Here is a 26554-nt window from a genome sequence, read left to right on the forward strand (position 1 = left end):
GCCTCTCTGTCTTTCGCTACCTGCTACCGGTTTAATTTACCAGACTAATTTAATTCTACCTTTTCTTTATCTCAAATGGAAAGATTTTTTTCCAATTTACAAGTCATCCGGGTTTCCTAATGAAATAAAATGTCTTCTTTGTTTTTCGAGACCATCGGATAAGTTTACTGAACACTGAATCGTTCTTTCAGTTACTTTCCCTATTGCCAAATCGGGACATCTCCAATTTTCATTATTGTCAAAGGAAAGATAGTCAGCGCATTTTCGCCAATGCCCGGTGATGCTGCTTTTTAAAAGATAGGACTCATCGAAAGGCCTATCTGCACAACTTGATAAGAAATTGATGAGATCATCAATATAGATAGCATCATGTATCCATTCTCTTTCACTTATCATTACTCTTTCTTCCGCAATAGACTGATGAAAACTAAATTCCTTAGGCTGCCAGGGACCATAAATAACAGGCAGATAAAAGGATGAAACTGAAATATTGTTTTCTTTAAGAATTGTAATAGCATCTTCCAGCCGGCTGTGTGTTCTGCTGATGTCTTTAAGCCACTGAATGGGGAGCAAAAATGCAAATTTCACCTGAAGGTTCTGGAATATAGCCAGGTTTTTCATAAGAAATCCTTCAATAAGCTCCTTCTCCCTTAAAGCGGCAAGCCCACTCCTAATATATAAGTCGTATATATCTATATAAATCATGTCATTTTTTAATATTTCTTGAGATTTAATCCATGCAGAATAGTTTTTTTCATAGAAGTTGGCATTCCGTCCGATTGTCAGACGTTTTTCGTGAATTAAAGCGTCATCTTTTTCTCTGTCGAAATGAATTCCGTCTATCTCGCAGCCCTGTTCCAGAAGATGCTTGCACAGGCTGAAACCTATATATTCAAATGTCCCTAAAATGACTGCCCTGTCCATCTTCACCCCTCCTTGGAAGCATATTAATGTATACTATGCTCAAAGGATTGTCTTTATTTCTTTGCGGAATTGAAGCAGATTTACAGGACTTTTTCATATTTTCTAAAGAAGCTTGTCATTTGGGAAGAAATTCGCTGTTTTTTATCTGGGAGGATATAAAACACTGAGATAGGGCTATTTTCATTTTCCCATTGTATGGATCGTTTCTTTAAATAATCCGATTGCTTGTAAGCTCTCCCGCCGGACAGAACCTGAATGATTCTAACGGGGACTTTAAGGCCGGATGTGAGGTTTTTTTCATGTTTGCTGAGCTGATCTGCTATGTTATCCGTTTCTATTTCATAGGAAGCTGCCAGTTCTCTTAATAGTTTCTTATAAAAGAACTTATGCTCTTTTTCCTGGTCGAGATGATGCTTTAGTGAAAGAATAGGATTTATTAATACGGCTGAACGGATTAAATCACTCATTTCATGCAATAACCTAAGGGCAACCAACGCTCCCATGCCCTCAGCAATAATATGGATCTTTTCGTTTATAATTTCTGTACGCGTGATATGTTCATACAAGTACTTAGCCTTCTCAACAGCCCGATCGCTTCCCCAGTGCCTTCCGTATAAATTTGAATAAAAGATCGTATAGCCATCTTGTCTTAGTTTCTTTATTAATGAATATTTCCCTTCATTCTGAGTCCAAAAACTGCAGTTTCTATCAACATAGTGCCGATCATCCCCAATTATCAGAATACCGAAACCACTTGGTTTATCTGGGTAATGAATCATGCACCATTCTGTATCCAGCTGGAAGTTCCGGCTTTCCATAGTAAAACTCCTTTGCAAGTTTGTTCATAATATAATGTATGTAAATAAACTTAAAATGAAAGGGAGATTAGCCTAGTTTTAGACAAGTTCATCAATGGGCTGAAAAGAGAAAAAATAAATTTATTTCTTTAATGGCTTATGCTAATATGAAAAGGGATTAATTATGTTAGAGGTGAAATAGATGAGATTCTTTTGGACATTCTTCTGGACTTTCCTTCTTGTTCAAATGTTAACGTACGTAGTTTCCTCAATGCTTGGAGCGCCATACGATTTTGTAACCGGCACTATTCTTGCGGTTGGGACAACTGTTCTAATTTTTGTTGTCGCTTCCATCATTCCTGAAGGTTCTGTTGAGAAAGAAGGAATTCATTAATCTGCAGCTTCTGCAGTAAATGAAAAGAGTCATCCTGTTAATTCAGGATGATTCTTTTCATTTGTGGCCTTATTTTACCATCAGTTCAATTCTGCCGTTTTCTGCTGATATAATAACTTCACTTTGATCTTTAATTTCTCCTGCGATTATTTTGCGGGCGAGTGCTGTTTCAACGTTCCTTTGGATAAACCGTTTGAGCGGCCTGGCGCCATAGACAGGATCAAATCCGTTTTCTGCAATATATTCTCTCGCATCATCATTTATACTTAACTTAATATGCTGATCTGATAATCTTGCTTGAAGCTGAGTAATTAATTTTAATACAATGCCCTTTATTTCATTGAGAGCTAAAGGCTTAAACAAGATAATTTCGTCCACTCTGTTTAAAAACTCCGGACGGAAATGGCTCCTCAGCTGTCCAAGTACATTATCTCTGCTCTCTTCAGTTATGTCTGACTCATTGGAAGAGCGTTCCAGAAGAATGTGGGAGCCAATATTGGAAGTCATAATGATAACCGTATTTTTAAAATCAACCGTGCGGCCCTGTGAGTCAGTGATCCTTCCATCATCAAGCATCTGCAGGAGGATATTAAATACTTCTGGATGTGCCTTTTCAATTTCATCAAGCAGGATTACTGAGTATGGCTTCCTTCTGACAGCTTCTGTCAGCTGACCGCCTTCCTCATAACCTACATACCCCGGAGGAGCGCCAATCAATCTTGATACAGCATGTTTTTCCATATATTCGGACATATCAATTCTGATTATTTGTTCCTCACTATCAAACAGTGACTGGGCAAGTGCCTTAGCTAATTCTGTTTTTCCCACTCCGGTAGGACCAAGGAAGATGAAAGAGCCAATGGGGCGGTTCGGATCTTTAATGCCTGCCCTGGCTCTTAGGACAGCATCTGACACAAGCTGCACCGCTTCATCCTGGCCAATTACTCTTTCGTGAAGGATACTTTCAAGACGAAGCAGCTTTTCACGTTCTCCTTCAACAAGTTTTATCACGGGAATACCGGTCCACCTTGCCACAATGCCAGCAATCTCTTCTTCTGTGACTTCCTCTCTCAGCAGCCGGTCCCCTTGATTCTCATTAACTGCAGTTTCAAGCTCTTTCAATTCCTTCTCCAAAGCCGGGATTCTTCCATGGCGGAGTTCTGCTGCTTTATTCAAGTCATAATTATTTTCGGCCTCCTCCAGTTCACGGCGCATTATCTCAAGCTGCTCCCGCTTTTCCTGGACTTTTTGGATTCCTTCTTTTTCAAGCTGCCATTTAGCTTTCATGCTATTTGCCTGATCCTTTAGTTCAGCCAGTTCTTTTTGAAGGTCTCCGAGTCTCTGTTTGCTTGCATCATCAATTTCTTTTCTTAGTGCCGCTTCTTCTATTTCCAGCTGCATGACCCTTCTTGTAACTTCATCCAGCTCAGATGGCATTGAATCAATTTCCGTCCTGATCATCGCACAGGCTTCGTCAACCAAGTCAATCGCCTTATCAGGGAGGAAACGGTCTGTAATATACCTGTCTGATAAGGTTGCGGCAGCCACTAAAGCACGATCGTGGATGTTGACTCCATGATGAATTTCAAAGCGCTCCTTCAGCCCTCTTAGAATGGAGATTGTGTCCTCCACATCCGGCTCCTGCACTAATACCTGCTGAAAACGCCGTTCCAGCGCAGGATCTTTTTCGATATATTTGCGGTGCTCTTCAAGTGTGGTAGCTCCTATACAGTGCAATTCTCCCCTTGCAAGCATAGGTTTCAGCATATTCCCTGCATCCATGGCTCCTTCTGTTTTCCCCGCACCTACAATGGTGTGTAATTCGTCAATAAAAAGAAGAATTCTGCCTTCGCTCTTCTTAACTTCATTTAAAACTGCTTTCAGTCTTTCCTCAAATTCACCCCGGAATTTGGCTCCCGCAATTAAAGCGCTCATATCAAGGGCAAAAATGGTTTTATCCTTAAGGCCTTCAGGCACATCTTTACGGACAATTCTCTGTGCCAAACCTTCGACAATAGCTGTCTTGCCAACCCCAGGTTCACCTATTAAAACTGGATTATTTTTAGTTTTTCTTGAAAGGATGCGAATGACATTCCTGATTTCGCTGTCCCGGCCAATTACAGGATCTACTTTTCCCTTCTTTACCTCTGAGACAAGATCTCTTCCATACTTTTTTAATGCATCATATGTTGATTCAGGATTTTGCGATGTCACTCTCTGATTCCCCCTGACTTCTTTAATCGCCTGCTCCACTTGCATTTTACTTATCCCGTATGATTTTAAAATTGCTGCCGTTTCGGTATCCGCTGCTGCAGCAGCCAGCAGTACATGCTCCACTGACATGAAATCGTCCTGATATGTCTTCATATAATTTTCTGCTTCGGCCAGCAGCCGCTGCAGTTTACCGGTAATATACAGCTTCCCTTGTTCTGTTCCTGAACCGGATACTTGCGGTTTCTTTCTAAGCGCTTCCTGCATTTTATTAGAAACTGAATCTATAGGAATCTGAATTTTTGACAGTATTAATGAAACAAGGCTGTTTTCCTGCTCCAGTAAAGCCAGGAATAAATGAGCTTCATCCACCTCCTGATGCTGCTTTCGAATAGCTATGGTCTGTGCATTCAATAACCCTTCCTGAAGCCGCTCTGTCATCCGATTTAAATCCATTATGCAACCTCCTATTTGACCTTTTTTGACCTTTTGTTTTTATTATAATTCAATCTTTTCATATGTAAAGTTTTCAGCTTTTTCCATATCTAAAAAGCCATCCGCTATTGGGATGGCTCTAATTCCTATTTCCCCAATTTCCATTTAATTAATCAGGGCTTTCTTTTATATGTCCAAATCCGGTTATGGTTGGATGTTTCCGGAAATTGGTCTCCAGCTCTCATTTTAAGCATTTGCGGATTATTGACATTGCTTCCCGTTTCGCCAACTTCTATATAAATTCCATTATTAGGCGCTTTCTGGCCAGGCTTAAATTGTCTGTTTTGCCCCATCCAAATACCTCCTTTAATCGTAAATCACTTATTATTATTTCCACTCCTGCATCTCTCATAAGGGAAACTATTGGCATTCCCAAAAAGCAATGAACAGGATATTACTTTACTCTGCCATCCTTTTTATTGTTAAATGGGAAGGTGTGAGATTTCAATATGGAGGATTTAAATGTGACTGATTTTCTGACATTGCTTAAATACTTGTTTTTAGGTTTGTTTCAGGGATTTACAGAGCCTATTCCCATTTCATCGAGCGGGCACCTGGAAATTGCGCAGCACTTTTTCGATCTGGACATTAAAGGGCTTAGCTTTGCCCTTCTTGTAAATACCGCCTCTTTAATAGCCGTTCTGCTTATATACAGAGAGGATATTATAAGACTCATTCGCAATGGTCTTGCATACGTTACAACCAAAGATAAACAGGCGGAATCTGATTTTCGTTTTATCATTTACTTGATTATCGGTACCATCCCTGCCGGTGTTATTGGCATTTTGTTTGAGGATTTTATTGATGTTCATCTTGCCAATATTAAGACAGTGGGTATTACTCTTATCGTAACTGGACTTGCCCTGTGGCTGATCCGGAATTTACGAGGACGGAAAAATGATGCTGAATTATCTTATAAGGACGCAATCATTGTAGGTCTTGCCCAGGCAGTTGCCCTGATACCGGGAATCAGCCGTTCAGGTGCTACCATTGTCGCCGCAATGGGACTTGGGATGAAACAGGAAACAGCCTTAAGGTTTTCTTTCCTTTTATATATCCCCGTAAGTGCAGGCGGAATGATATTGGGTTTCAACGACATTTTAACAGATCCCAATTTATCTGAATTGGCTTTGCCCTATACTATAGCTTTTTTTGCCTCACTGATCGCATCTTACTTTTCGCTAAAATGGTTCATGAATATTATGGCTAAAGGGAACCTGAAGTATTTTGCGATTTACTGTTTTATTGTTGGGCCGCTTGTTTATTTCCTATCTTAATGAAAAAGCCTTCTCTGCGATGAGAAGGCTTTTCCATTATAATATCTCTGAAAGAATGGCTTTTTGAACATGAAGCCTGTTCCCAGCCTGCTGAAACACAGCGGAATTGTTTCCATCAATGACCTCTGCTGTAACTTCCTCACCGCGATGGGCAGGCAGACAATGCAAAAAGACATAATCTTTTTTGGCTTTTTGGACAAGATATTGATTAACCTGATATTCAGCAAAATCTTTGAGCCTCTTGTCATTCTCTGCTTCCTGGCCCATGCTCGTCCAGACATCCGTATAGATGGCATCGGCATTAGCAGCGGCTTCTTCAGGATCCGATGTGACGATTACCTTTGAACCGGTTTGTTCGGCAAACTCTTGTGATTGCTGGAGAACAGATTGATCCGGTTCATACCCTGCAGGACAGGCAATCGTGATATTCACCCCCATCTTGGCAGAAGCAATCATTAATGAATGGGCCACATTATTGCCATCGCCTATATATGCCAGGTTTTGGCCTTTTAACTCCCCATTTTTTTCTTCAATTGTTAGAAGATCTGCAAGAGCCTGGCATGGATGATAAAGATCTGTCAGGCCGTTAATAACCGGGATGTCCGCATGATAAGCAAGTTCCTGGATCTTCTCATGTGAGAACGTGCGGATCATAATCGCATCAACATACTGGGAAAGCACTTTAGCTGTATCCGCCATGCTTTCTCCTCTTCCGAGCTGCAGGTCCTGGCTGTTTAGATATAAGGCATGGCCACCGAGCTGAAGCATCCCTGCTTCAAAGGAAACCCTTGTACGTGTAGATGACTTTTCAAAAATCATGCCAAGAATTTTCCCTTTAAGGATAGATGTTTCTGCCCCCTGCAAATGAGCTTCCTTTAATTGCTTTGCTTTTTCCAAAAGCCCCTTTATTTCGTCTCCTGAAAAGTCTGCAAGTGTTAGAAAGTCCTTCCCTTTAATATTTATGCACTTATCCGCTGCCTGAGTTGAGATCATATGACGCCCACTTCCTTTTCTGCCTCATTATTTTTTATGCCCTGCCAATCTTCAATGGATTTAACATTCCATTCGCCTGCCGTCATTGATTTTAATAATGCAATAAGCGTTTCCTTTTCACTGAAAGTCAAAATTCTGTTTTTGGTTCCCATTTCTCTCATTTTTTTATCTTCTTCACTCGTTCCGGGATTATATAAAGCAAAGGTTTCCTGGGCATTCCAGTCCATTTTGTCCTGAGACAGGAAAACAGGCACAGCTTTAGCCTGATTAATATAATGTGTTAATTCGTCTGTTTTTGGAGTATTTGCTATTACGACACATTTGCCCTTAACACCATTTAAACCAGCGTGGAAAGACTTTCTGACAGCTTCCTCATAATTTGGCGCCAGTGAAATGCCCTCACCTGTTGATTTCATTTCAGGACCTACTTTGCTGTCCAACCCCTTTAAAGCATAATTCGAGAAGACCGGGAATTTTACACATACATACGGGAGTTTCGAATCAGCCGGAATTTCATCTTTCGACAAATTATATTTCCCAAGCAATATTTTTGTCGCAATCTCTACCAGCTGCACACCTGTGACCTTGCTGATAATAGGCACCGTTCTGCTTGCACGGGGGTTAATTTCAAGAATAAATACCTCTTCACCCTCCACGATATATTGAATATTCATAAGTCCTTTATAATGGAGCTTTTGCACAACCGCTTTTGCATAGGCCAACATTTTATTCTGGACTTTCTCTGAAAGATTTTGCGGCGGAAGAACGGACATGCTGTCTCCTGAATGGACTCCGGTTTTTTCAATATGCTCCATAATTGCCGGTGCACATATATAATTTCCGTCTGCAGCCAGATCAAGCTCAGCTTCTATAGCATGCACGAATTGATCAATCAAAATCGGATAAGGGACATCACCTTTCGTTAAGTAGCTCTCAAGCTCAGTTGATGAAGAAATACGTTCCATTCCTCTGCCGCCTATAACATAAGATGGGCGTACAAGAATGGGGTATCCAATGTTTTCAGCTGCTGCTTTTAGCTCTGCTTCTGAGTGGACAACATCTCCTTTAATCCTCGGGATATTTAAATCATCCAATAGCTGATAAAAAAGCTTCCGGTCCTCTAATGCATCAATGGTATTTGAGTCAGTTCCAAGCAGGGTAACGCCATAAGCTTCAAGATCGGATGCCAGATTCAGAGCTGTTTGCCCGCCAAGCTGCACAATGACTTCTGAAACTCCTTCTGCTTCAATCACATTCAAGATATCCTCAAGAATTAACGGTTCAAAATAAAGTCTGTCAGCAGTTGTATAATCCGTACTTACCGTTTCAGGGTTGTTATTGATCATGATTGTCTCAACGCCTTCATCTTTCAGCGCAAACACTCCCTGAACAGAGCAATAATCAAATTCAATGCCCTGGCCAATTCTGATGGGGCCGCTTCCGATAATCAGGACTTTTCTCTTATTACTCTTCACCTGTTCATTTTCACCAAAATAACTGGAGTAATAATAATTAGATTGTGCTTCAAATTCAGCAGCGCATGTGTCAACCATTTTATAGGCAGGAAGAATGCCAGCCTCTTTCCTTTTGTCCCTGACTGCTTTCTCCGTTACTTTCCATTCGAATGCAAGAAACTTATCACTGAAGCCCTTTTCCTTAAATAGCTGCAGCTCTTCTTTTGTTGCTCCTTCAAGTGTTAAGGAAGAAATGTGTTTTTCAAGTTTCACCATTTCACTGAGTATGTGGAGGTAGAAATAATCTATTTTTGTGATAGAGTGTAATGCTTTTAATGAGTGATTTCTCCGCAGCAATTCAATCACGGTAAAAAATCTTTCGTCAGTCTGCTTTAATAGCAATTCCTCCAGTTCATCTGCCGATTTCGATGATAAGACTGGTGATATTAAATCCATTCCTTTCACTTCAAGTGAATGGATTGCTTTTAAAAGAGCCCGTTCCAGATTCCGGTCAATACCCATTACCTCTCCGGTGGCTTTCATTTGTGTTCCGAGCTTGCGGTCTGCTGAAGGAAATTTATCAAAAGGCCATTTTGGAAACTTAACAATGACATAATCGAGAGCTGGTTCAAAGCTTGCAAATGTGTCTCCTGTTACAGGGTTGATTATCTCTGATAAGTTATACCCGACTGCAAGTTTTGCAGCCATTCTGGCAATTGGATAGCCTGTTGCTTTGGAAGCAAGGGCAGATGACCTGCTGACTCTCGGATTTACTTCAATCAAGTAATAATTCCTGCTATGCGGATCCAGGGCAAATTGAATGTTGCACCCTCCAATAATGCCCAGCTCCGAAATGATTTTAATAGATGCCGTTCGGAGCATCTGATATTCATCATCAGTTAAGGTCTGTGAAGGTGCGACAACAATAGAATCACCTGTGTGCACCCCTACGGGATCAATATTTTCCATATTGCAAATCGTGATGCACGTATTCTGAGAATCACGCATAACCTCATACTCTATTTCCTTAAATCCCGCTATGCTTTTTTCAACCAGACATTGGTTAATCGCACTTTCTTTTAACCCGCCCTGCACCAGGGATGTCAGTTCTTCGAGATCTCCTGCAATACCCCCGCCTGTTCCGCCAAGGGTATAGGCTGGACGGACGATAATAGGGTATCCAATATCACAGGCAAATTGAACGGCTTCTTCCACTTCATGGACAATGATGCTTTCAGGAACAGGTTCGTTAAGCTCGTTCATCAGCTTACGAAAAGCTTCCCGGTCTTCACCTTTCTTAATGGATTCTATACTGCTGCCCAAAAGCTTCACTCCATAACGTTCAAGCACACCTGATTCACTCAGTTTAAAAGCAAGATTTAATCCTGTCTGGCCTCCCAGTGTGGCAAGCAGGCCATCTGGACGTTCTTTCTTTATAATCTTCTCAAGGCTGTCAGCTGTCATCGGCTCAAAATAGACTTTATCAGCAAAAGCTTTGTCAGACATGATGGTAGCCGGATTGTTATTAACAAGAATAACCTTATAGCCTTCTTCCTTTAATGCTGCGCAGGCCTGTGTTCCTGCATAATCAAATTCTGCTGCCTGCCCGATGACAATAGGGCCGGAGCCGATTACTAATATGGATTGGATACTGGTGTCTTTAGGCATAAGCGAAAACTCTCCTATTCTCCTCTTGAATCATGTTCATAAACTCATCAAAAATATAATCGCCATCCGCAGGTCCCGGATGTGCTTCGGGATGGAATTGCACCGTATGGATTGGAAGGACCTTATGCATCAGTCCCTCAATTGACTGGTCATGAAGGTTTATATAACGTGTTTTAAACCCTGTACCTTTTATGCTCTCGTCATCAACCACATAACTATGATTTTGTGATGACATGAAGACAGTGCTCTTCTTCATGTCCGCAATCGGGTGGTTGGCACCCCTATGGCCAAAAGACAGTTTCTTTGTATTGCCTCCAAATGCTAAAGCTGCCAGCTGGTGGCCAAGGCAAATTCCCAAAGCCGGATACTGCTCCAGCACCTTTTTTAATTCAGGGAGTATGCTTTTTAATTCTTTTGGATCTCCAGGCCCGTTTGAAAGCACCACACCGTCCGGATTTAATTTTTTTATCTGTTCAAAGTTTGTATTATATGGAACAGACGTAACCTTGCAAGCTCTTTTCAGCAAAGAATCCACAATTGATTTTTTAGCGCCAAAATCAATAACAACTATATGAACGCTTCCCTCTCCAAAGCACTCCTTAGCTTGTGAAGATACTTTACAAACCTTTTCATCCTTTGGAAGCAGCATTCCGTCAGCTGATGTTTCCGAAGAAGACATTTTTGCCGGCATGCTGCCTTCCGAACGGATTTTCTTTACAATGGATCGGGTGTCCATATGTCCTAATAATGGAATATTCCATTTCTGAAGGTATTCCTGAAGCGAATAAGCCGATTTATAATGTGATGGATTTCTGCTCCCTTCATAAACAATAACCCCTGCCACATGAGGTTTCTTGCTCTCAAAATCAGACTCATTTATTCCGTAATTTCCGATTAAAGGATACGTAAATACAATGATTTGGTCCTTATAAGAAGGATCTGTCAATACTTCCTGGTAGCCTGTCATTCCTGTAAAAAATACGATTTCCCCTTCTACATCCTTTTCAGGCTGATCAGTCAGCCATTGGCCCTTATAGGAATTGCCGCTATTTAAATGAAGGTATCCTTCCATTCTCAACACCTCGAAGCTATCTGTATATTTATATAACTTTGTTAATTTTTATTCACTCATTTGAAAAATAATACAGCTTACACAGCTGATTTTGAAAATTCCTTTAGTATGGATTTCAGAATTTGTACCGCTTCATCTATTTCAGATTTGGATGCTGTCAAAGGAGGCAGCAGCCTCAAAACATTTTCCCCTGCAGGCAATGCCAGCAAGCCCTTGTCTCTTAATTCCTTTAACAAAGATGGAAGAGGGATATCTGATTCAATACCGACCATCAAACCAAGTTGGCGAATCTCTTTAACAGCTGCGATCTGTTTTAGAGCTTCTGTCAATTTGTCAACAAGATATGCACTTTTCTCCTGAACACCTTGTAAAAAATCATCATTAAAAATTGTCTTCATTGTAGCAATAGCTGCAGCAATGCTGATGGGGTTCCCGCCAAATGTTGATCCATGGCTTCCTGGTCCAAACACCCCTTCTAATGCTTTTCTTCCAATTACAGCGCCTATTGGCATTCCGCTTCCCAGGCCTTTAGCTGCGGTTACGATATCGGGCACAAGGCCAAAATGCTGAAATCCAAAGGCTTTCCCCGTCCTGCCAATGCCGGTCTGAATTTCATCTACTATCAGCAGCGCACCATATTCTCTGCAAAGCTTCTCTGTTTCTGCAAGAAACTCCTGATTCCCAATGTGAATCCCGCCTTCACCCTGGACAATTTCCAGCATTACAGCGGCTGTTTCCAAATCCATCTCATTCTTTAATGCATTAATATCATTAAAAGGAACATATTTAAATGTTTCCAGCATGGAACCATAGCCACTTTTTATTTTATCCTGTCCTGTTGCAGCCATAGTGGCGAAGGTCCTCCCGTGGAATGATTGCTGAAAAGTAATGATTTTTTCCCGTCCCGAAGCTTTTCTGGCAAGTTTGATCGCTGCTTCATTTGCTTCTGCTCCACTGTTGGCAAAGAATACAAGGTCCATGCCCGCAGCTTCAGAGAGAGTCTTTGCTGCATTCTCCTGCTGATCCTGTATAAACAAATTGGAAACATGCCAGAATTTATTCAGCTGTTCGTTAATAGATTTTTGGACACTTGCTGGACGGTGACCCAGATTGCAGACTCCGATTCCTGAGGTGAAGTCCAAATAGCGCTTCCCGCTTTTATCAAAAAGATAACTTCCTTCTGCTTTTTCCGGCTCGACTTCCCACCGGGCATATGTTGGAAATAGGTTACTCAAGTTAAGACCTCCTTCTTGGCAGATACGTTCGTCCCGATCCATATGCCATCCTCATAAAACTTTTCTTTACCTGATACAATCATTACGCTATTTAATCCTTTGCTGATTAGGCTCAAGGCAGAGGTAACTTTTGGAATCATTCCGCCTGTTATTTTTTTATCGTTTATATGCTGTTCAATTTCATACGCGTCAAGCTGGGGAGCGAGGTTACCGTCAATGAAAATTCCTTTTACATCCGTTACAAAAATGCACTGTTCAGCTTTAATGGCATTGGCAACGGCTGCCGCAGCATAGTCAGCATTGATATTCAGTTTCGTGCCGCCTTCTGAAGCTGCAATAGGAGTAATGACAGGGATCAGGTCTTCGTTAAATAACATTTCCAGTAACGACGGATTAACAGCCGTTATTTCTCCAACCAGTCCAAGTTCATCCTGATTGATGCATTCAGCCTTTAGTAATCCCGCATCACTGCCATTTACGCCAAAACCACTCAAACCATGCATTTCGATCATTGAGGTAAGTTTGCGGTTTGATTGTCCTGACAAGACCATCTCTGCTACCTCCAGAACTGCCGGAGTCGTCTTTCTAAGCCCATTGACAAATTCATGAGGGATATTATAAAGTTCCAGCATGCTGTTAATTGCCGGACCGCCTCCATGAACAAAAACAATCTGGTATCCTTCTTTCTTCAACAATAAAACACTATCAAAAAAATCTTTTCCCAGTTCTTCCATAACACTGCCGCCGCATTTAATGACTATACTTTTCAAATAGCATCCCCCTCAGGTACGATAGCTTGCATTGATTTTGACATAATCATAGGATAAGTCACATCCCCAGGCCTTCCCTATGCCTGCTCCCTGATGAAGATCCACAGTAATCTGAATGGCAGTATTGGATAAGTATTCTTTTGCTTCTTCTTCAGAAAATGTCAGAGGAACACTATTTTTCAGCATGACTATAGGTCCGATTGAAATATCTACCGAAGATGGATCAATGGCCGGCTGGCCCTGTCCGATTGCCCCGATAATTCTGCCCCAATTGGCATCTGCTCCATATATAGCAGTCTTTACAAGGTTCGAGCCGACAATCTGTTTAGCAATCATTCTTGCATCATCATCGGTTTTTGTCCCCGATACCTCCACCTCGATCAGCTTTGTTGCTCCCTCACCATCTTTTGCGATTTGTTTGGCCAGACTTTCACAAGTTTTGGAAAGCATCTGTATAAATACATCCCAATCTGGATGATCCGGCGAAAGTTTATTGGTACCGCTGGCTCCATTGGCCATGACCATTACCATATCATTTGTTGAGGTATCCCCATCAACGGTTATCTGATTGAACGTTCGATCAGTAACCTGTTTTAAAGCAAATTGCAAATCAGAGCTGGCTATATTAGCATCTGTTGTAATAAACGCAAGCATCGTTGCCATATTGGGATGAATCATTCCTGAACCCTTAGCAGACCCGCCCATCGTGACTGTTTTCCCATCAATGACTGCAGAGTAGCAGCACTTCTTCATCACTAAATCTGTTGTTAATATGGCTGTTTGAAAATCGTCTGAGTGTATCGCCTCATTGCCGGGCTTCAGCATCTTTATGCCCTGTTCTATCTTATCCATCTGCATATACTCGCCAATGACACCGGTAGAGGCAACCGCCACATGCTGTTCCTTTAAATTGAATTTATCTGCAGTTGATTTTCTCATTTGATAAGCATCTTTTAGACCCTGTTCCCCTGTACAAGCATTGGCACATGCACTATTTACAATGACTGCCTGTATGAGTCCATCCGCTGCAATGCTTTCCTGTGTAACTTTTAGAGGGGCCGCCTGAAAATGGCTGGTTGTATAGACTGCTGCACAATGTGCAGGAATATCGCTTAAAATAATCCCTAAGTCCTTTTTGGAATAGCGCAGCCCTGCATGAACACCCGCTGCTGTAAAGCCTTTCGGTGTGATGATGCTCCCGGCGGGCAGTTCAGCTACTTCAGCTTGAGATACTAATTGCATTTATCTTTCCTCCTTATGGATATAGCGGAACAAATCCGAGACCCGCTGTTTCATCACATCCGCTCATTATATTGGCATTTTGCACAGCCTGCCCGGCAGCACCTTTCATTAAATTATCAATCACTGAAACGATTGTCAGTCTGCCTGTTCTGGAGTCCATGTGGGTACCTATGTCGCAAAAGTTAGAGCCTGCAACCTCTTTTACAGAAGGGAAGGTATTTTCCGGACGAATCCGGACAAATGGCTGGTTTTCATAGACTGTTTGATAAAGTTCAAGAATTTGAGAAGAAGTGTATTCCTTGGTCAGCTGAACATAACTGGTTGTCATAATGCCCCGTGTAATCGGAAGAAGATGGGTCGTGAAGGTAATCGGCTTCATTTCGGAATTCCATTTCATCAGCTGCTGTTCGATTTCAGGCGTATGCTGATGCTTGTTTACCTTATAAACCCGCAGGTTTTCATTTGCTTCCGCATAGCTTGTTGTTCTTGAAAGCGCCCTTCCTGCCCCGGACACTCCGGATTTTGCATCTATGACAACACTATCTGGTTTTATTAAATTTTCATTTACAACAGGTGCAAGACTTAGCAGAGCAGCTGTTGGATAGCACCCAGGATTAGATATGATTTCTGCGGAGGCTATTTTTCTGCGGTGCCATTCAGGAAGACCATATACTGCTTTTTCTACGAGAGATTCGTTTGCAGGAGTGTGCTTATACCACTCCTGATAGGCTTGAGCCGGAATTCGAAGGTCACCGGATAGGTCAATTACCTTAACGTCTTTACCTGAAAAATCTTCAGCAAGTTTTCCCGATATCCCGGATGGTGTAGCCAGAAAAACAATATCAGACTGGCCAGCGATTTGATCTGAATCTATTCCCTGTAAATTTTTGTCTAATAAACCGTATAGATGCGGATATTCATTCCAAATGGGGATGTCTTCTTTGGTAGAATGAATCGATTTAATGTTAAATTCCGGATGCTGCTTGAGGATACGGAGCAATTCAGCACCCCCATATCCGGTTGTTCCGATTATTGAAACGTTCATAGTTGCTCCTTTCATTCCAAGTGTATATTTAATCATTTATATACATATTTATGAATTTTGTTTCTCTTATTATAGAAACTGGATTGAAAAATTGCAACCTATTTTACTGAAGTTTTAAAGATTTCTAATATTAATTTTCAGCATTTCTTGATATATTGAAAAAACCGGCCTCTTCAGGCCGGTTCTCAAGTGTGTATGGCAAGTAATAACATTAAGAAGAATATCGAGGCATTAGCAATTTCATAAACGCCAATTTTTTTAGGTGTGAATGACTTCCCATAAAATGCAATGGACCTGAAAAGGCTTGGAAGAAACGCAGCAGATACAATCCATCCGCCCGCCAGCAGCCAAAGTATCGGTACCGCAGTATGAAAGATCCATGATACCCATTTAAAAGAACCATTTTTCTTTTCCCTGATCATTGATTTTACATAGAAGGTGCTTCCTGCAAAAAATAATATAGATGCTGCAAACACTGTCCAGGCCATCGGTGAAATTTCCCCATGCGGCAAGTAGCTGCTCGCAAGGCCTGCTATTGAAAATGCACAAATGGCACTAAAGTCGTTGCCCAATGCTCTATCTCTGTTTTTGGAAGAATAGAACGCATTAATAATAAAAAAAGGAAGCATAAGAAGTCCGAAAATGATAATCGATGGTCTTTCCAGTAAAGGAACTAAAAGGAGTAAAATAGCCGGGACCAGATAAATGGCTGTCCATTTAGAATATAAAGGCATTCTTTTTCTTTTAAACAGCAAAAGGCCCGGATAAGTGGCCAGATATAGCAATATCCATCCTAAAAAAAACGGGATATGAGACCAAATAATATCAGATGCAGCTGCTCCGAGCCAAAATGGCAGAATCAGCATTGCCCAGGCACCATGCTGTTTTGGCATAAATAACTTCATCTATAATACCTCCCCGCTGCTTTCTGCCTATAATATATAATCTTCCCGGTAAATTTAAAGTGAAGATTATCACTGATACACACAACGCCACAAAACGTTCAATTTTGAGGATATTAAAAACAGCCCAAAATAGAATTGGGCTGTTCTGCTTTAATCTTTATCGCAGTCTAACGGGCAGTAAGACCCCCACTTCAAGACTCAGAGGAATCAAAGGAGGATAAGTGGGGGTCAAACTGCCCGTAAAGGCCCGATTGGTGAGATACAGTGAAACTTGCCGACGCGCAGGCAGAGGCTTAGTTGAACCAATCGGGCTCGTAGTGTCGATTGATCGAAGCGCTAGCGGAGATCTTAGCGACACTAGAACGCGACTAACAATCAGTGGGGGATAAGGAACCCCCCCACTGATTGAAGTTTCACTTTATTTCATTCTTTCGCTCACTAAATACTCAACGATCCAATCAGGGCCTTTAGGATCACCAATGCTGAAAAACGGTGCTTCAAAATTTGCATCGTTTAGTTTTATTACGTTATCATCCCAGCTGATCACTGCACATATATTTGTCAATTCCTTCAAAAGATGCATATCTTCATTACTTTTTAGCAAGAGAACCTTAGAATATGATGCCTTTTTATGACCTTCAATTAGCACCACGTCCGGATGCATCTGCAGCACAATGCTTACCTGCTCCTCCAGGCTCCAGCTTTTCTTTTCAGCATGCAGTAGCAGTCTGCCTCCCCCTTCTACAAGTGAAGCTGCAGCCCCTGATTCAATATGGCTTGTGGAATCCTTTCCTTCCGGGGTTTCAGGTTTGCCGCCATGACCATGATGTTTAATGGTAATGACAGAAAGCCCTTTCTCTTTTAATCCGGAAATTAATTTATTTATTAACGTTGTTTTTCCGCTGTTTTGATAGCCGGATACCTGAAAGATAACAGGTTCCTTTACCATGGCCATTCGCTTCCTTCATGGTCCTCAAGCAATAGCACTTCAACGGTGTCACCCTTGCCATAGCCTCTCGTTCCGCCTGGCAGAATCATTAGCGAATTCGCACCGGCAAGACTCATCACAATGTTTGATTTATCCACTCCGCTTGGTGCTGCCACCAGTCGTCCTGACAAATAATTAACAGACGTCCTGACAAATCGTGTAAACGGGTTTGCTTTTGGAAATTCTGCCACCAATTCAGCAGTTTCTTTCCTTAAATGCGGTTTCTCAGAGAAAAGCATTTTTCGGATGACTGGTCTTGTAAAAAGTTCAAACCCGACATAACAGGCAGAAGGATTTCCCGAAAGCCCAAACAGAAGCTTTCCTTCATGCTGGGCAACAGTCGTCACACTGCCTGGCCTCATGGCAACTTTATTGAACAGCACCTCAGCCTCAAGCTTTTCATAAATGCCCGGCAGATAATCAAAATCGCCCACAGATACACCGCCTGTAGTGATCAGCATATCCACATTGTTCAATGCTTCTTTCACAGCATTAAAACATGTATCAAATTCGTCAGGAAGCTTTCCATAATAAATAACTTCCGCGCCGGCCCGTTCAATTTGCGCTGTAATCATATGAGCATTGCTGTTTCTAATTTTCCCCGGCTCCAGCGGTTCATGGACTTCCAATAGTTCAGTTCCTGTTGCAAATAATCCAATAACAGGCTTTTTGGCAACAGGCACTTCTGCATAACCAAAGGTTGCGAGAATGGCCTGAATTCCGGGATTGATCTTTGTCCCCTTTTTAACTAATGAATCTCCTTTTTTTGCATCTTCTCCTTTGAAGGAAACATTGTCTCCCGGTTTATAGGATCGCTTTATGGACATATAATTCTTACCGTCTTCTTCATATGCTTTTGCCAGTTCAAGCATTACAACAGCATCACATTCCTGAGGCATTTGCGCCCCCGTCATAATCCTAACAGCCTGGAATGGACCAATGTTTTTAGAAGTCACATGCCCCGCCCCAATGTGGTCTACCACCTCAAATACGACGGGATTTTCCATTGAAGCTTCCTTTGTATCTGCAGAACGGACAGCAAAACCGTCATATGGTGATCGATCAAAATGAGGGACATCATGTGTCGCTTTTAAATCTTCCGCCAGAAAACGGCCGCTGCTTTCATTAATAGATACGTATTCCGAACTTCCGTTTAATTGATATGCCATGATTTTTTTTACGGCTTCAGCAACAGGAATGGGAGTTCTTTTTTCCAGCATGATATCAGCTCCTATGTACTTTTCTTAATGTATTTTCTAATTCAATTATTATAAACGTACATGAAAATCCATAACATGACAATTATCACACTTTCAGTTTTCATCTATGCAGAGTTTTACCCAAAAAACTTTATAAAAAGCCTGCAAGTGTGATGCCCATCACCAAATTAAAAAGGAAATTCGTTTATTCTTTAGATAGTTCACAAGATAGAAGGAGGAAAATTCAATGACTATACAAATTACAGAAGATCGTCTCGTAAAAGATATCGTAAATGAATTTCCAAAGACAAGCGATGTTTTTAAACGTCATCGCATTGATTTTTGCTGCGGCGGAAATATTCCGCTTGCGCGTGCTGTTTCAGACCAGTCAGCGGATATGAACGTCCTGATTAGCGAATTAAACGAAGTAATTCAAAAGGAAAACCAAACTGATGATTTAGAGGTTTGGACAGATAGTACAACAGATGACATTATTGAACATGTCATTAATCGATATCATCGTCCTCTTGAAGAAGAACTATCACAATTAAGCCCATATGTAACAAAGGTATCAAGAGTTCATGGAGAAAGCCATGAGGAGCTTCTTAAAGTCCATCAATTATTCTTTGAATTGAAGCACGAACTTCTTGAACATACTTCCAAAGAAGAAGAGTCAGTTTTTCCACTTCTGCTGAAGCTTGAAGATCCTAAAGTTGAAAATCGCGAAGAAATCATCAGCTATATCCGGGAGCTTGAGAAGGAGCATGATCATGCAGGTTCAATCTTAAAGGAATTGAGGGAAATTACAGCTGATTTTACTCCTCCAGCTGATGCATGCGGTTCTTACCGTCTTGTATATAAGCGGCTTGAAGATTTGGAAAGCCAAACGTTTATGCATGTTCACCTGGAAAATAATATTCTTTTTCCTCGATATATTTAAACACTCATTATCTGCAGCCAATATCGGCTGCAGATTTTTTGTGCATTCAAACGGCAAAAATAAAAGCCTGCCCGCTGTGCCTATTTCTCATGACACAGCAAAGCATGCTTTTTCATCCCCCAATATAGGACATTTCAATCTTTTTCCTGTTTGCAGCGGTTTCTTCTGTCCGTTCGTCTGAGTACCTGTCTTTTCTGCCATTCCAAATCTTAATAATCCGATCGGTAATTTCTTCGTCAGTAGCGCCTTTTCTCATAAATTCCTTTAAATCGTGCCCTTCACCATTAAATAGGCATGTGAAAATTTGGCCGTTTGCTGACAATCTTGAACGAGTGCAGCTTGAACAGAAGGATTCAGAAACAGATGTAATAAACCCAACATCTACATCGGTGCCTTTATAGCGGTACCGCTTAGCCACCTCTCCGAAATAATCCGGATCTACCGGCTCTAATAAATAGTGTTCCTTTAAGAGCTCATAAATCTCTTTTTTAGTTACTACCTCATCCATTTTCCAGCCGTTCGTGCTGCCGACATCCATGTATTCAATAAAGCGCAGCTGTAAGCCGTTATCTTTACAGAACTTAGCCATAGGGACAATTTCAGAATCATTCAGGCCTTTTTTGACGACCATATTGATCTTCACCCCAAGTCCTGCTTCTTTTGCTGCTTCAATCCCTTTAATGACTGGTTTGACACCCACATTGCGTCCGTTGATTTGTCCGAAAAGCTCATCATCCAGACTGTCAAGACTGATGTTAACCCTCAGCAGTCCTGCTTCCTTTAAGTCCTTCGCATGTTTGGGAAGCAATACGCCGTTGGTGGTTAGTCCAATATCTTTTAATCCCTCAATATCTGAAAGCATTTTGACAAGTTTAGGCATGTCCTTTCTCATAAGGGGCTCCCCGCCTGTTAACCTGATCTTCTCCACTCCAAGGCTTATGAAAATTTTAGCCAGCCTTTCAATTTCTTCATAGCTGAGCAGCTCGCTTTTTGGAAGAAAAGCAAAATCAGGACCGAAGATTTCTGCCGGCATGCAATATTGGCAGCGGAAATTACAGCGGTCAATGACAGAAATGCGCAGGTCTCTTAAAGGTCTATTCAATTTATCTTTAATAATCGTTTTAGCCATTTCGTTCAACTCCATTTAAAGAGTGACTTTATTAAGCTTTCTATACAGATGTATATTTTAGCCTTTCCCTTAAAATAACAGAAATAACCCAGTATCTCAAATTAAGGGCTTTTACTATTAGAACATACAATCGCTGCAATGTTAATAGGGAATTGCTGTTTATAAGTTAAGAGCGACCATTTCTATAGAAAATGCCACAATAAAGACACAAAAGCCGGCAATGTTTTCACTATACAAATGATATTATTGTGAGAAAAGACAGCTGTTTTATGAAGGAGGATTACCATGGCTCATACAGCCATTAAACAGACACATTCCATTGAGATTAAAGAGCTTCTTCATTTCGCTGACCGGCATATGAAAACACAGAAAGGGGCTTATATTTTTCAGGAAGGCATGGATGCTGATGAGCTATATATCATCCTTTCCGGCAAGATTCAAATCAGTAAGATAACAGCAGATGGCAGGGAACTCACCTTCAGGTTATGCGGAGAAAATGAAATCATTGGTGAGCTGACCTTATTTACCAGTGACCCAAAATATTTATTGAATGCTTTAGTTCTTGAAGCTGGTGAGGTAGCTGTGATAAAAAAAGATGTCCTGGAAAAGGAGATTTTTAAAAATAGTACTCTGGCCTATGAATTTATGAAATGGATGAGCGACCATTTCCGCAATACACAGACCAAATTCAGAGACCTTGTGCTTAATGGAAAAAAAGGTGCCCTGTATTCAACTCTTATCAGAATGACTAACAGCTATGGCGTAAAGGTGAATGGCGGCATACTCATTGATCTGCCACTTACGAATCAGGAACTTGGAAATTTTTGCGGCACCTCCAGAGAGAGTACCAACCGGATACTCGGCGAACTGAAGAAGGAAGGAATTATTTCAATTATGAATGGAAAAATTACAGTTAAAGATCTTCAGTATTTAAAAAATGAAATAGGCTGTGAAAATTGCCCTGCCGTATACTGCAGCATTGAATAGGAGTGCAGTCATGATGCACTCCTTATTCCTTTATGCTTTTGCTGCTTTCTTTCTAAGTGCCTTAGGAATATATACACAAAACGGTTCGCTCTCCATATAATCCCCTGTCATGGCAAATGCACGTGACCTTGATCCTCCGCACACATACCGGAATTCACATTGACCGCATTTCCCTTTGTATTTATCAGGATTTCTGAGATCTTTAAAAATGGGCGATTCCCTGTATATTTCAGCGAGGGGCTGTTCCCTTACATTTCCTGCTTTAACAGGCAAAAGCCCGCTTGGATAAACGTCCCCAATGTGTGAAATGAAAACAAACCCGTTTCCGTCATTTACTCCTTTAGGCGCCCTGCCTAAACCATCTATAGAACCCGTCAGCCCCTGCTGTGTAAGTGCATCGAGATATTGAATATCTTCATTTTGAGCTTTTGCTTCCTTCATTTTTTGCTGAATGACTACTCGGCGATAATGCTGGGCAGCTGTTGTCTTAATATCGAAGGAAACCTTTTTGCTTAAGTTATACAGCCATGTAAATACCTTCTCATGCTCAACCGGTGAGATCATATCTTTTTCCTGCCCTCTCCCTGTTGGGACGAGGAAAAACACACTCCATAGAACACATTTGAGTTCTTCTACAACCTTGGCCATCTCCTCCAGGTAATCGATATTATAGCGCGAGATCACTGTATTAATCTGGACTGGAATTTCAAGCTCGTGCAGATATTTAATCCTTTCAATCGTTAAATCGAAGGAACCGGAAGTCCCTCTAAAGTGGTCGTGAATTTCTGCATTTGGGCCATCAAGACTGAACGCCCATCGAGCTAAGCCGACCTGTTTGGCTTTTTCAATAGCTTCTTTTGTTACATTTGGTGTCGCACTGGGCGTCATGGAAACACGAACGCCCTTTTTTACCGCATATTCGGCAATGTCGAATACATCCTGCCTCATTAATGGATCTCCACCCGTAAACACAAGCATAGGGTTATTCATTTCCCTGATTTGGTCAATCAGGGCCTTCCCTTCTTCAAAGGAAAGTTCTCTCGGATCTCTCCTGTACTGTGCTTCCGCACGGCAATGCAGACATTTTAGCTGGCATGCCCTTGTTAATTCCCATATCACAATAAAAGGGTCTTTATTAAAATCCCTATCAAATCCCATTAGAAATGCCTCCTTGATGGCCTGACTCCCGGCCATTTGTCAACGCAAAGCAAACCATATTTTGTCTTTCCATTGTTATTATAGGATAATCGGCATGTGAAATAAGTGAACTACCTCACAAGGGCACAAAAAAAACAGCAGGAGATACTCCTGCTGTTTTGAGCTTAAATTTTACCGTACGCCAAGTGCAATTTTTGCATAGCGGGACATTTTGTCCTTGGACCAAGGCGGGTTCCAGACAATATTCACTTCAGTGTCTTTTACTTCAGGGATATCTGCCAGCGCTGACTTTACTTGTTCAACAATTGTGCCTGCCAAGGGACAGCCCATGGAAGTAAGAGTCATATCAACTATAGCTTTCCCTTCTTCTTCCATTTTCACATCATATACCAAGCCTAAGTTTACAATGTCTATCCCCAGCTCAGGGTCTACTACAAGCTCCAGTGCACCCATAATGCTGTCTTTTAAATCCTGATCCATATCTGCAGCACTCCTTCATTATTTACTATCTTTATCTTAACAAAAATTTAAATGAAATGAAAAAATACAGGTTATAAATGTTCCTCAAACCATTTAACTGTTTCAAGCAGCCCCTCCCTGCTGACTTTATGCCCCGCCTGTTCATCTGATATAAACAGGAGGTTTTCAGGTGAGTCACTATACAGGGGCTGAATGGTCTCATAAAATTGGTATGTATAGGAATAAGGAACAACCGGGTCCTTTTTACCATGCCAGAACATGAGCGGCCTTCCGCCAAGCTTTTCTGGCTGAAGGCTCAGATCCCGCTCCCTAAGGATTCTCAGAAGATCTGCCAGTTCTTCATTTGTGAGCGGAACCTTAATATTATTTTTCTTCAGTTCATCGAGCTGAAGCTGAGCAAACTTTTCATAATACGGCATACCCATAAGGCTAACTGCAGTTTTGACCCATTCATACTGTGTCAGGGCGCCCAAAGTGACTATTCCCCCCATGGAGGTGCCCACAAGTCCTATTCTTCCCTCATCAATCAGGTCCCAATCCTCATAGACATTCCTGATTATGTTCAATTCCGCAATGGTATTCAGAACAATATCCCAAAGCTTGAAGTTTAAATCGCTGCCTGATAAGCCCTCTGATCTTTCCCCATGAAATAAGGTGTCCGCCAGCACTACCCTAAACCCCTTTTCTGCAAGGAGATAGGCATAATGCAGATTATGTTCTTTGGCACTTGTAAAACCATGAACAAAAATGATAAAAGGCAGGGGTTCCCCTTTTATTTCCTGTCTGGCAAGTTCAAGAACAGGAATTTCTCTGATTAGCTTATGTTCAATAACAACCACAATTTTTCCTCCTAAACCTGTTGTACCAAGATGAACTTTTTTACAAAATTATAATAATATTGATAACATATATGTATAAAATGATTTTGTAAAAGCTTAAGCTCTTGTCTTTATGTAAATTCTTTCTATATTTTCAGTTTAACATGTGGACTTTTCTTTTCCAAAACCTTTACACTTAGAACAAAAGCGGGGCATACTTCAATATAAGCAATGCGCTGCAGTCCGCTGGCTGCAATTACATTATTATTATAAAAGTGCTGAGCGCTTAGAAGGAGATCTTATGGCTGAAAAACATTTAATTGCACTGGACCTTGATGGCACATTATTAAAAGATGACAAAACCATCTCTGCTAAAACTAAAATGATTATTCAAAAGGCACGTGAACAAGGGCATGAAGTAATGATTGCCACTGGAAGGCCATTTCGCTCGAGTGAAATTTACTATCGTGAAATGGATTTGACTACGCCGATTGTCAATTTCAATGGTGCATACATACATCATCCTAAAGACCATAATTGGGGTGTTTACCACACACCACTGCAAATGAACGTGGCAAAGGAAATTGTCGAAGCCGTTAATAGCTATACTATTCATAATATCGTGGCAGAAGTTATTGATGATGTTTATTTGCACTATCATGATGAGAAGCTTCTCGACATCTTCGGTTTTGGCGATCCGAATATTACGACCGGAGATTTGCGCAGTTACTTAAAAGATAATCCGACAAGCATGCTCATACATACTGATGAGGAGCATGTAAAATCCATCAGAAATCATCTTTCCGAAGTCCATGCAGAAGTAATTGACCACCGCAGATGGGCGGCTCCCTGGCATGTCATTGAAATCGTGAAAACGGGACTTAATAAAGCTGTTGGCCTCAAAAAAGCAGCCGATTATTTCCAAATACCGCCCGAGCGGATCATTGCTTTTGGCGATGAGGACAATGATCTCGAAATGCTTGAATTTGCAGGCTACGGGATTGCCATGGGCAATGCGATCGACCAGGTGAAAAATATTGCCAAAGAGGTCACATTAACCAATGAGGAAGATGGAATCGGCATTTATCTAAATGACTTATTAAATCTTAAAGCTCTTTAAGCAGCTGACCAAGAATAATTAATTTGAAACCATTAAATCCCCTTTTTAAATGCTTCCTTTAGAGCATACTAAAGATGAAGCAGCCCAATTGCGGCTTCAAACTCTTTCATGGAGGGGATTCGAATGGGTAAACGTAATAAATCAAAACGCTTCGTTCAACAGGGTGCAGATACTGTTAGTAAGCATGATGAGCGTATCCCGTACCACATGACCTATGCTGAGGCGGAAGCCCAAAAACTAGCAAATGTGAAAGAATCGTCCCTCGGAGGAATATAGCGATGGGAAACAGATTATTTCAGGAAGCCAGAAAATATGTGGAAATAGCCAAAAATTCTGCAGGCGAAGAAACTGTTTCCCGAGCGAAAAATGCTTTAAGTTCTGCATTTGCCAACTCCACTGCAGCTGAACAGGCACAGCTCCGGGAGATGCAGCAGGAACTTGAACAATATTCGCAGTATCGCTAAAAAAAGCTGGCGGCCTCAATGGCTGCCAGCTCTTTTTAACTGCTTTCCAGGATAACAGGAAAGGAGTTTATGATATCTCCGTTTACATTTTTTTCAAATAAATGCAAGACCACTGTTCCGTTTTCAGGGATGTTTTCAGAAGGAAGGCTTATTTTTATCCTAAAACTCTTCCAATCATTTGATGAAGCCACTATGGACTTTTCAGACTGCAGCTCATTATGGCCGTCTTCAACTGTATACCATAGCTTTCCGTTTTTTGGGCGAGCTTTAAATAATATGATATATTCCCCGTTCCTGCCTGAAACCTTTGCCTGGCTAAAGGAAGGATTTGGGCCCGGGATATAAACAGATGCTTCAGATTCAGGTTTTGTCTCCAGCTTTTTGCCATTTAAGTTTGATGCCAGAAGCCTGGCTTTTACTATGTACTCTCCCTCCTGAACTCTTTTCCCTTTATGCCTGTAATCCCACTGCTCTTCCCATACCTTGCTATCATCCGGGTTCACGGCAATGGTTTGGATAGCCTGTAAAAATGCTTTTCCTTCTGAGGAGGAATATACCTTTTCGCCTTTTTGAGTGAAAATCTCCACTTCATAAAACTGAGAGGATCCAAACTCAAAGCTCAGCGGATAATTGGCCTTATTCCTCAGAAGCAAATCGATCTTTAGTGTTTCCTGTCCTGCTTGAGGCTTTACATTAAAATCAAAAGGCATTTCCTTTACAGAAGCTTCAAAACTTTGCATAGGCATAGTGAAGATAATTACAGCAGCAGCCAAGAGCCGAAGCATCCTT

At 41.3% G+C, this 26554-nt stretch carries 26 protein-coding genes; 7 read left to right on the forward strand and 19 right to left on the reverse strand.

Annotation, left to right across the window (positions count from 1 at the left end; all coding sequences use genetic code 11):
* Nucleotides 1-96: 96 nt before the first annotated feature.
* Nucleotides 97-924, reverse strand: coding sequence for a hypothetical protein (locus ACTHRG_RS08565; protein WP_440231007.1), 828 nt, complete (start codon nt 922-924; stop codon nt 97-99).
* 80 nt (nt 925-1004) lie between these two features.
* Nucleotides 1005-1742 (reverse strand): serine aminopeptidase domain-containing protein, encoded by a 738-nt coding sequence (locus ACTHRG_RS08570; protein ID WP_076256663.1) that lies wholly within the window; start codon nt 1740-1742, stop codon nt 1005-1007.
* Between the two features lie 181 nt (nt 1743-1923).
* On the opposite strand from ACTHRG_RS08570, the gene ACTHRG_RS08575 reads away from it, so the two are divergent.
* A complete protein-coding gene (locus ACTHRG_RS08575; protein WP_440231008.1) occupies nt 1924-2115 on the forward strand; it encodes a DUF2929 family protein in 192 nt (63 codons plus the stop codon).
* Between the two features lie 69 nt (nt 2116-2184).
* Here the strand turns inward: ACTHRG_RS08575 and clpB are convergent, their stop codons facing one another.
* Nucleotides 2185-4782: an ATP-dependent chaperone ClpB gene (clpB, locus tag ACTHRG_RS08580; RefSeq protein WP_440231009.1), complete on the reverse strand. Its 2598-nt coding sequence runs from the start codon at nt 4780-4782 to the stop codon at nt 2185-2187.
* A 152-nt stretch (nt 4783-4934) separates the two neighbouring features.
* Complete coding sequence (locus ACTHRG_RS08585; protein WP_076256660.1) at nt 4935-5114, reverse strand: YjzC family protein; 180 nt, start codon at nt 5112-5114, stop codon at nt 4935-4937.
* 171 nt (nt 5115-5285) lie between these two features.
* On the opposite strand from ACTHRG_RS08585, the gene ACTHRG_RS08590 reads away from it, so the two are divergent.
* Entirely contained in the window at nt 5286-6098 is an 813-nt protein-coding gene (locus ACTHRG_RS08590; RefSeq protein ID WP_420485111.1) for an undecaprenyl-diphosphate phosphatase, read from the forward strand.
* A 36-nt stretch (nt 6099-6134) separates the two neighbouring features.
* Here the strand turns inward: ACTHRG_RS08590 and argF are convergent, their stop codons facing one another.
* From argF to ACTHRG_RS08640, 10 genes are all read right to left on the reverse strand, one after another.
* Nucleotides 6135-7091: an ornithine carbamoyltransferase gene (argF, locus tag ACTHRG_RS08595; protein ID WP_440231011.1), complete on the reverse strand. Its 957-nt coding sequence runs from the start codon at nt 7089-7091 to the stop codon at nt 6135-6137.
* Nucleotides 7088-10213 carry a carbamoyl phosphate synthase large subunit gene (locus ACTHRG_RS08600; protein WP_440231013.1) on the reverse strand — a complete coding sequence of 1042 codons (3126 nt, stop codon included), beginning with the start codon at nt 10211-10213 and terminating at the stop codon, nt 7088-7090. The genes argF and ACTHRG_RS08600 overlap by 4 nt, the downstream gene beginning before the upstream one ends.
* Nucleotides 10206-11285: a carbamoyl phosphate synthase small subunit gene (locus tag ACTHRG_RS08605; protein WP_076256653.1), complete on the reverse strand. Its 1080-nt coding sequence runs from the start codon at nt 11283-11285 to the stop codon at nt 10206-10208. The genes ACTHRG_RS08600 and ACTHRG_RS08605 overlap by 8 nt, the downstream gene beginning before the upstream one ends.
* A 77-nt stretch (nt 11286-11362) precedes the next feature.
* Nucleotides 11363-12520, reverse strand: a complete 1158-nt coding sequence (locus ACTHRG_RS08610) for an acetylornithine transaminase (protein WP_076256651.1) — start codon at nt 12518-12520, stop codon at nt 11363-11365.
* Nucleotides 12517-13290: an acetylglutamate kinase gene (gene argB, locus ACTHRG_RS08615; RefSeq protein WP_076256650.1), complete on the reverse strand. Its 774-nt coding sequence runs from the start codon at nt 13288-13290 to the stop codon at nt 12517-12519. The genes ACTHRG_RS08610 and argB overlap by 4 nt, the downstream gene beginning before the upstream one ends.
* A gap of 12 nt (nt 13291-13302) precedes the next feature.
* Nucleotides 13303-14532: a bifunctional ornithine acetyltransferase/N-acetylglutamate synthase gene (gene argJ, locus ACTHRG_RS08620; protein ID WP_076256648.1), complete on the reverse strand. Its 1230-nt coding sequence runs from the start codon at nt 14530-14532 to the stop codon at nt 13303-13305.
* A 13-nt stretch (nt 14533-14545) separates the two neighbouring features.
* Nucleotides 14546-15577, reverse strand: coding sequence for an N-acetyl-gamma-glutamyl-phosphate reductase (gene argC, locus ACTHRG_RS08625; RefSeq protein WP_076256646.1), 1032 nt, complete (start codon nt 15575-15577; stop codon nt 14546-14548).
* Nucleotides 15578-15762: 185 nt separating this feature from the next.
* Nucleotides 15763-16482, reverse strand: a complete 720-nt coding sequence (locus ACTHRG_RS08630; RefSeq protein WP_076256644.1) for a YwiC-like family protein — start codon at nt 16480-16482, stop codon at nt 15763-15765.
* 418 nt (nt 16483-16900) lie between these two features.
* The gene (gene mobB, locus ACTHRG_RS08635) at nt 16901-17431 is read right to left on the reverse strand and encodes a molybdopterin-guanine dinucleotide biosynthesis protein B (RefSeq protein WP_286149047.1); all 531 of its coding nucleotides are present in this window, start codon (nt 17429-17431) and stop codon (nt 16901-16903) included.
* Nucleotides 17425-18690 carry a molybdopterin molybdotransferase MoeA gene (locus tag ACTHRG_RS08640; RefSeq protein ID WP_076261278.1) on the reverse strand — a complete coding sequence of 422 codons (1266 nt, stop codon included), beginning with the start codon at nt 18688-18690 and terminating at the stop codon, nt 17425-17427. Before ACTHRG_RS08640 ends, mobB begins: the two co-directional genes overlap by 7 nt.
* A 226-nt stretch (nt 18691-18916) precedes the next feature.
* Between ACTHRG_RS08640 and ric the strand changes: the two genes are divergently transcribed.
* On the forward strand, nt 18917-19609 hold the full coding sequence (gene ric, locus ACTHRG_RS08645) for an iron-sulfur cluster repair di-iron protein (RefSeq protein WP_076261276.1): 693 nt from the start codon (nt 18917-18919) through the stop codon (nt 19607-19609).
* Nucleotides 19610-19721: 112 nt separating this feature from the next.
* Here the strand turns inward: ric and moaA are convergent, their stop codons facing one another.
* A complete protein-coding gene (gene moaA, locus ACTHRG_RS08650; RefSeq protein WP_076261274.1) occupies nt 19722-20738 on the reverse strand; it encodes a GTP 3',8-cyclase MoaA in 1017 nt (338 codons plus the stop codon).
* Nucleotides 20739-21023: 285 nt separating this feature from the next.
* On the opposite strand from moaA, the gene ACTHRG_RS08655 reads away from it, so the two are divergent.
* Entirely contained in the window at nt 21024-21725 is a 702-nt protein-coding gene (locus tag ACTHRG_RS08655) for a Crp/Fnr family transcriptional regulator (RefSeq protein ID WP_076261273.1), read from the forward strand.
* A gap of 30 nt (nt 21726-21755) precedes the next feature.
* Here the strand turns inward: ACTHRG_RS08655 and ACTHRG_RS08660 are convergent, their stop codons facing one another.
* From ACTHRG_RS08660 to ACTHRG_RS08670, 3 genes are all read right to left on the reverse strand, one after another.
* Complete coding sequence (locus ACTHRG_RS08660) at nt 21756-22883, reverse strand: TIGR04053 family radical SAM/SPASM domain-containing protein (protein WP_076261271.1); 1128 nt, start codon at nt 22881-22883, stop codon at nt 21756-21758.
* 171 nt (nt 22884-23054) lie between these two features.
* Nucleotides 23055-23363 (reverse strand): metal-sulfur cluster assembly factor, encoded by a 309-nt coding sequence (locus ACTHRG_RS08665; protein WP_048011912.1) that lies wholly within the window; start codon nt 23361-23363, stop codon nt 23055-23057.
* Nucleotides 23364-23434: 71 nt separating this feature from the next.
* The gene (locus ACTHRG_RS08670; protein WP_076261269.1) at nt 23435-24202 is read right to left on the reverse strand and encodes an alpha/beta fold hydrolase; all 768 of its coding nucleotides are present in this window, start codon (nt 24200-24202) and stop codon (nt 23435-23437) included.
* Between the two features lie 280 nt (nt 24203-24482).
* Here ACTHRG_RS08670 and ACTHRG_RS08675 point away from each other — a divergent pair, with 280 nt between their 5' ends.
* The 3 genes from ACTHRG_RS08675 (at nt 24483) to ACTHRG_RS08685 (ending at nt 25765) form a co-directional block, all read left to right on the forward strand.
* On the forward strand, nt 24483-25301 hold the full coding sequence (locus ACTHRG_RS08675; RefSeq protein WP_076261267.1) for a Cof-type HAD-IIB family hydrolase: 819 nt from the start codon (nt 24483-24485) through the stop codon (nt 25299-25301).
* Between the two features lie 123 nt (nt 25302-25424).
* Nucleotides 25425-25577 carry a hypothetical protein gene (locus ACTHRG_RS08680; RefSeq protein ID WP_174750431.1) on the forward strand — a complete coding sequence of 51 codons (153 nt, stop codon included), beginning with the start codon at nt 25425-25427 and terminating at the stop codon, nt 25575-25577.
* Between the two features lie 2 nt (nt 25578-25579).
* The gene (locus ACTHRG_RS08685; protein WP_048011909.1) at nt 25580-25765 is read left to right on the forward strand and encodes a DUF3813 domain-containing protein; all 186 of its coding nucleotides are present in this window, start codon (nt 25580-25582) and stop codon (nt 25763-25765) included.
* Between the two features lie 35 nt (nt 25766-25800).
* Here ACTHRG_RS08685 and ACTHRG_RS08690 read toward each other — a convergent pair whose 3' ends face one another.
* Nucleotides 25801-26550, reverse strand: a complete 750-nt coding sequence (locus tag ACTHRG_RS08690; RefSeq protein ID WP_076261265.1) for a BsuPI-related putative proteinase inhibitor — start codon at nt 26548-26550, stop codon at nt 25801-25803.
* Between the last annotated feature and the right edge of the window lie 4 nt (nt 26551-26554).

Origin of the sequence: Cytobacillus sp. SAFR-174 (genome assembly GCF_051964675.1) — a bacterium.
Classification (GTDB): domain Bacteria; phylum Bacillota; class Bacilli; order Bacillales; family Cytobacillaceae; genus Cytobacillus.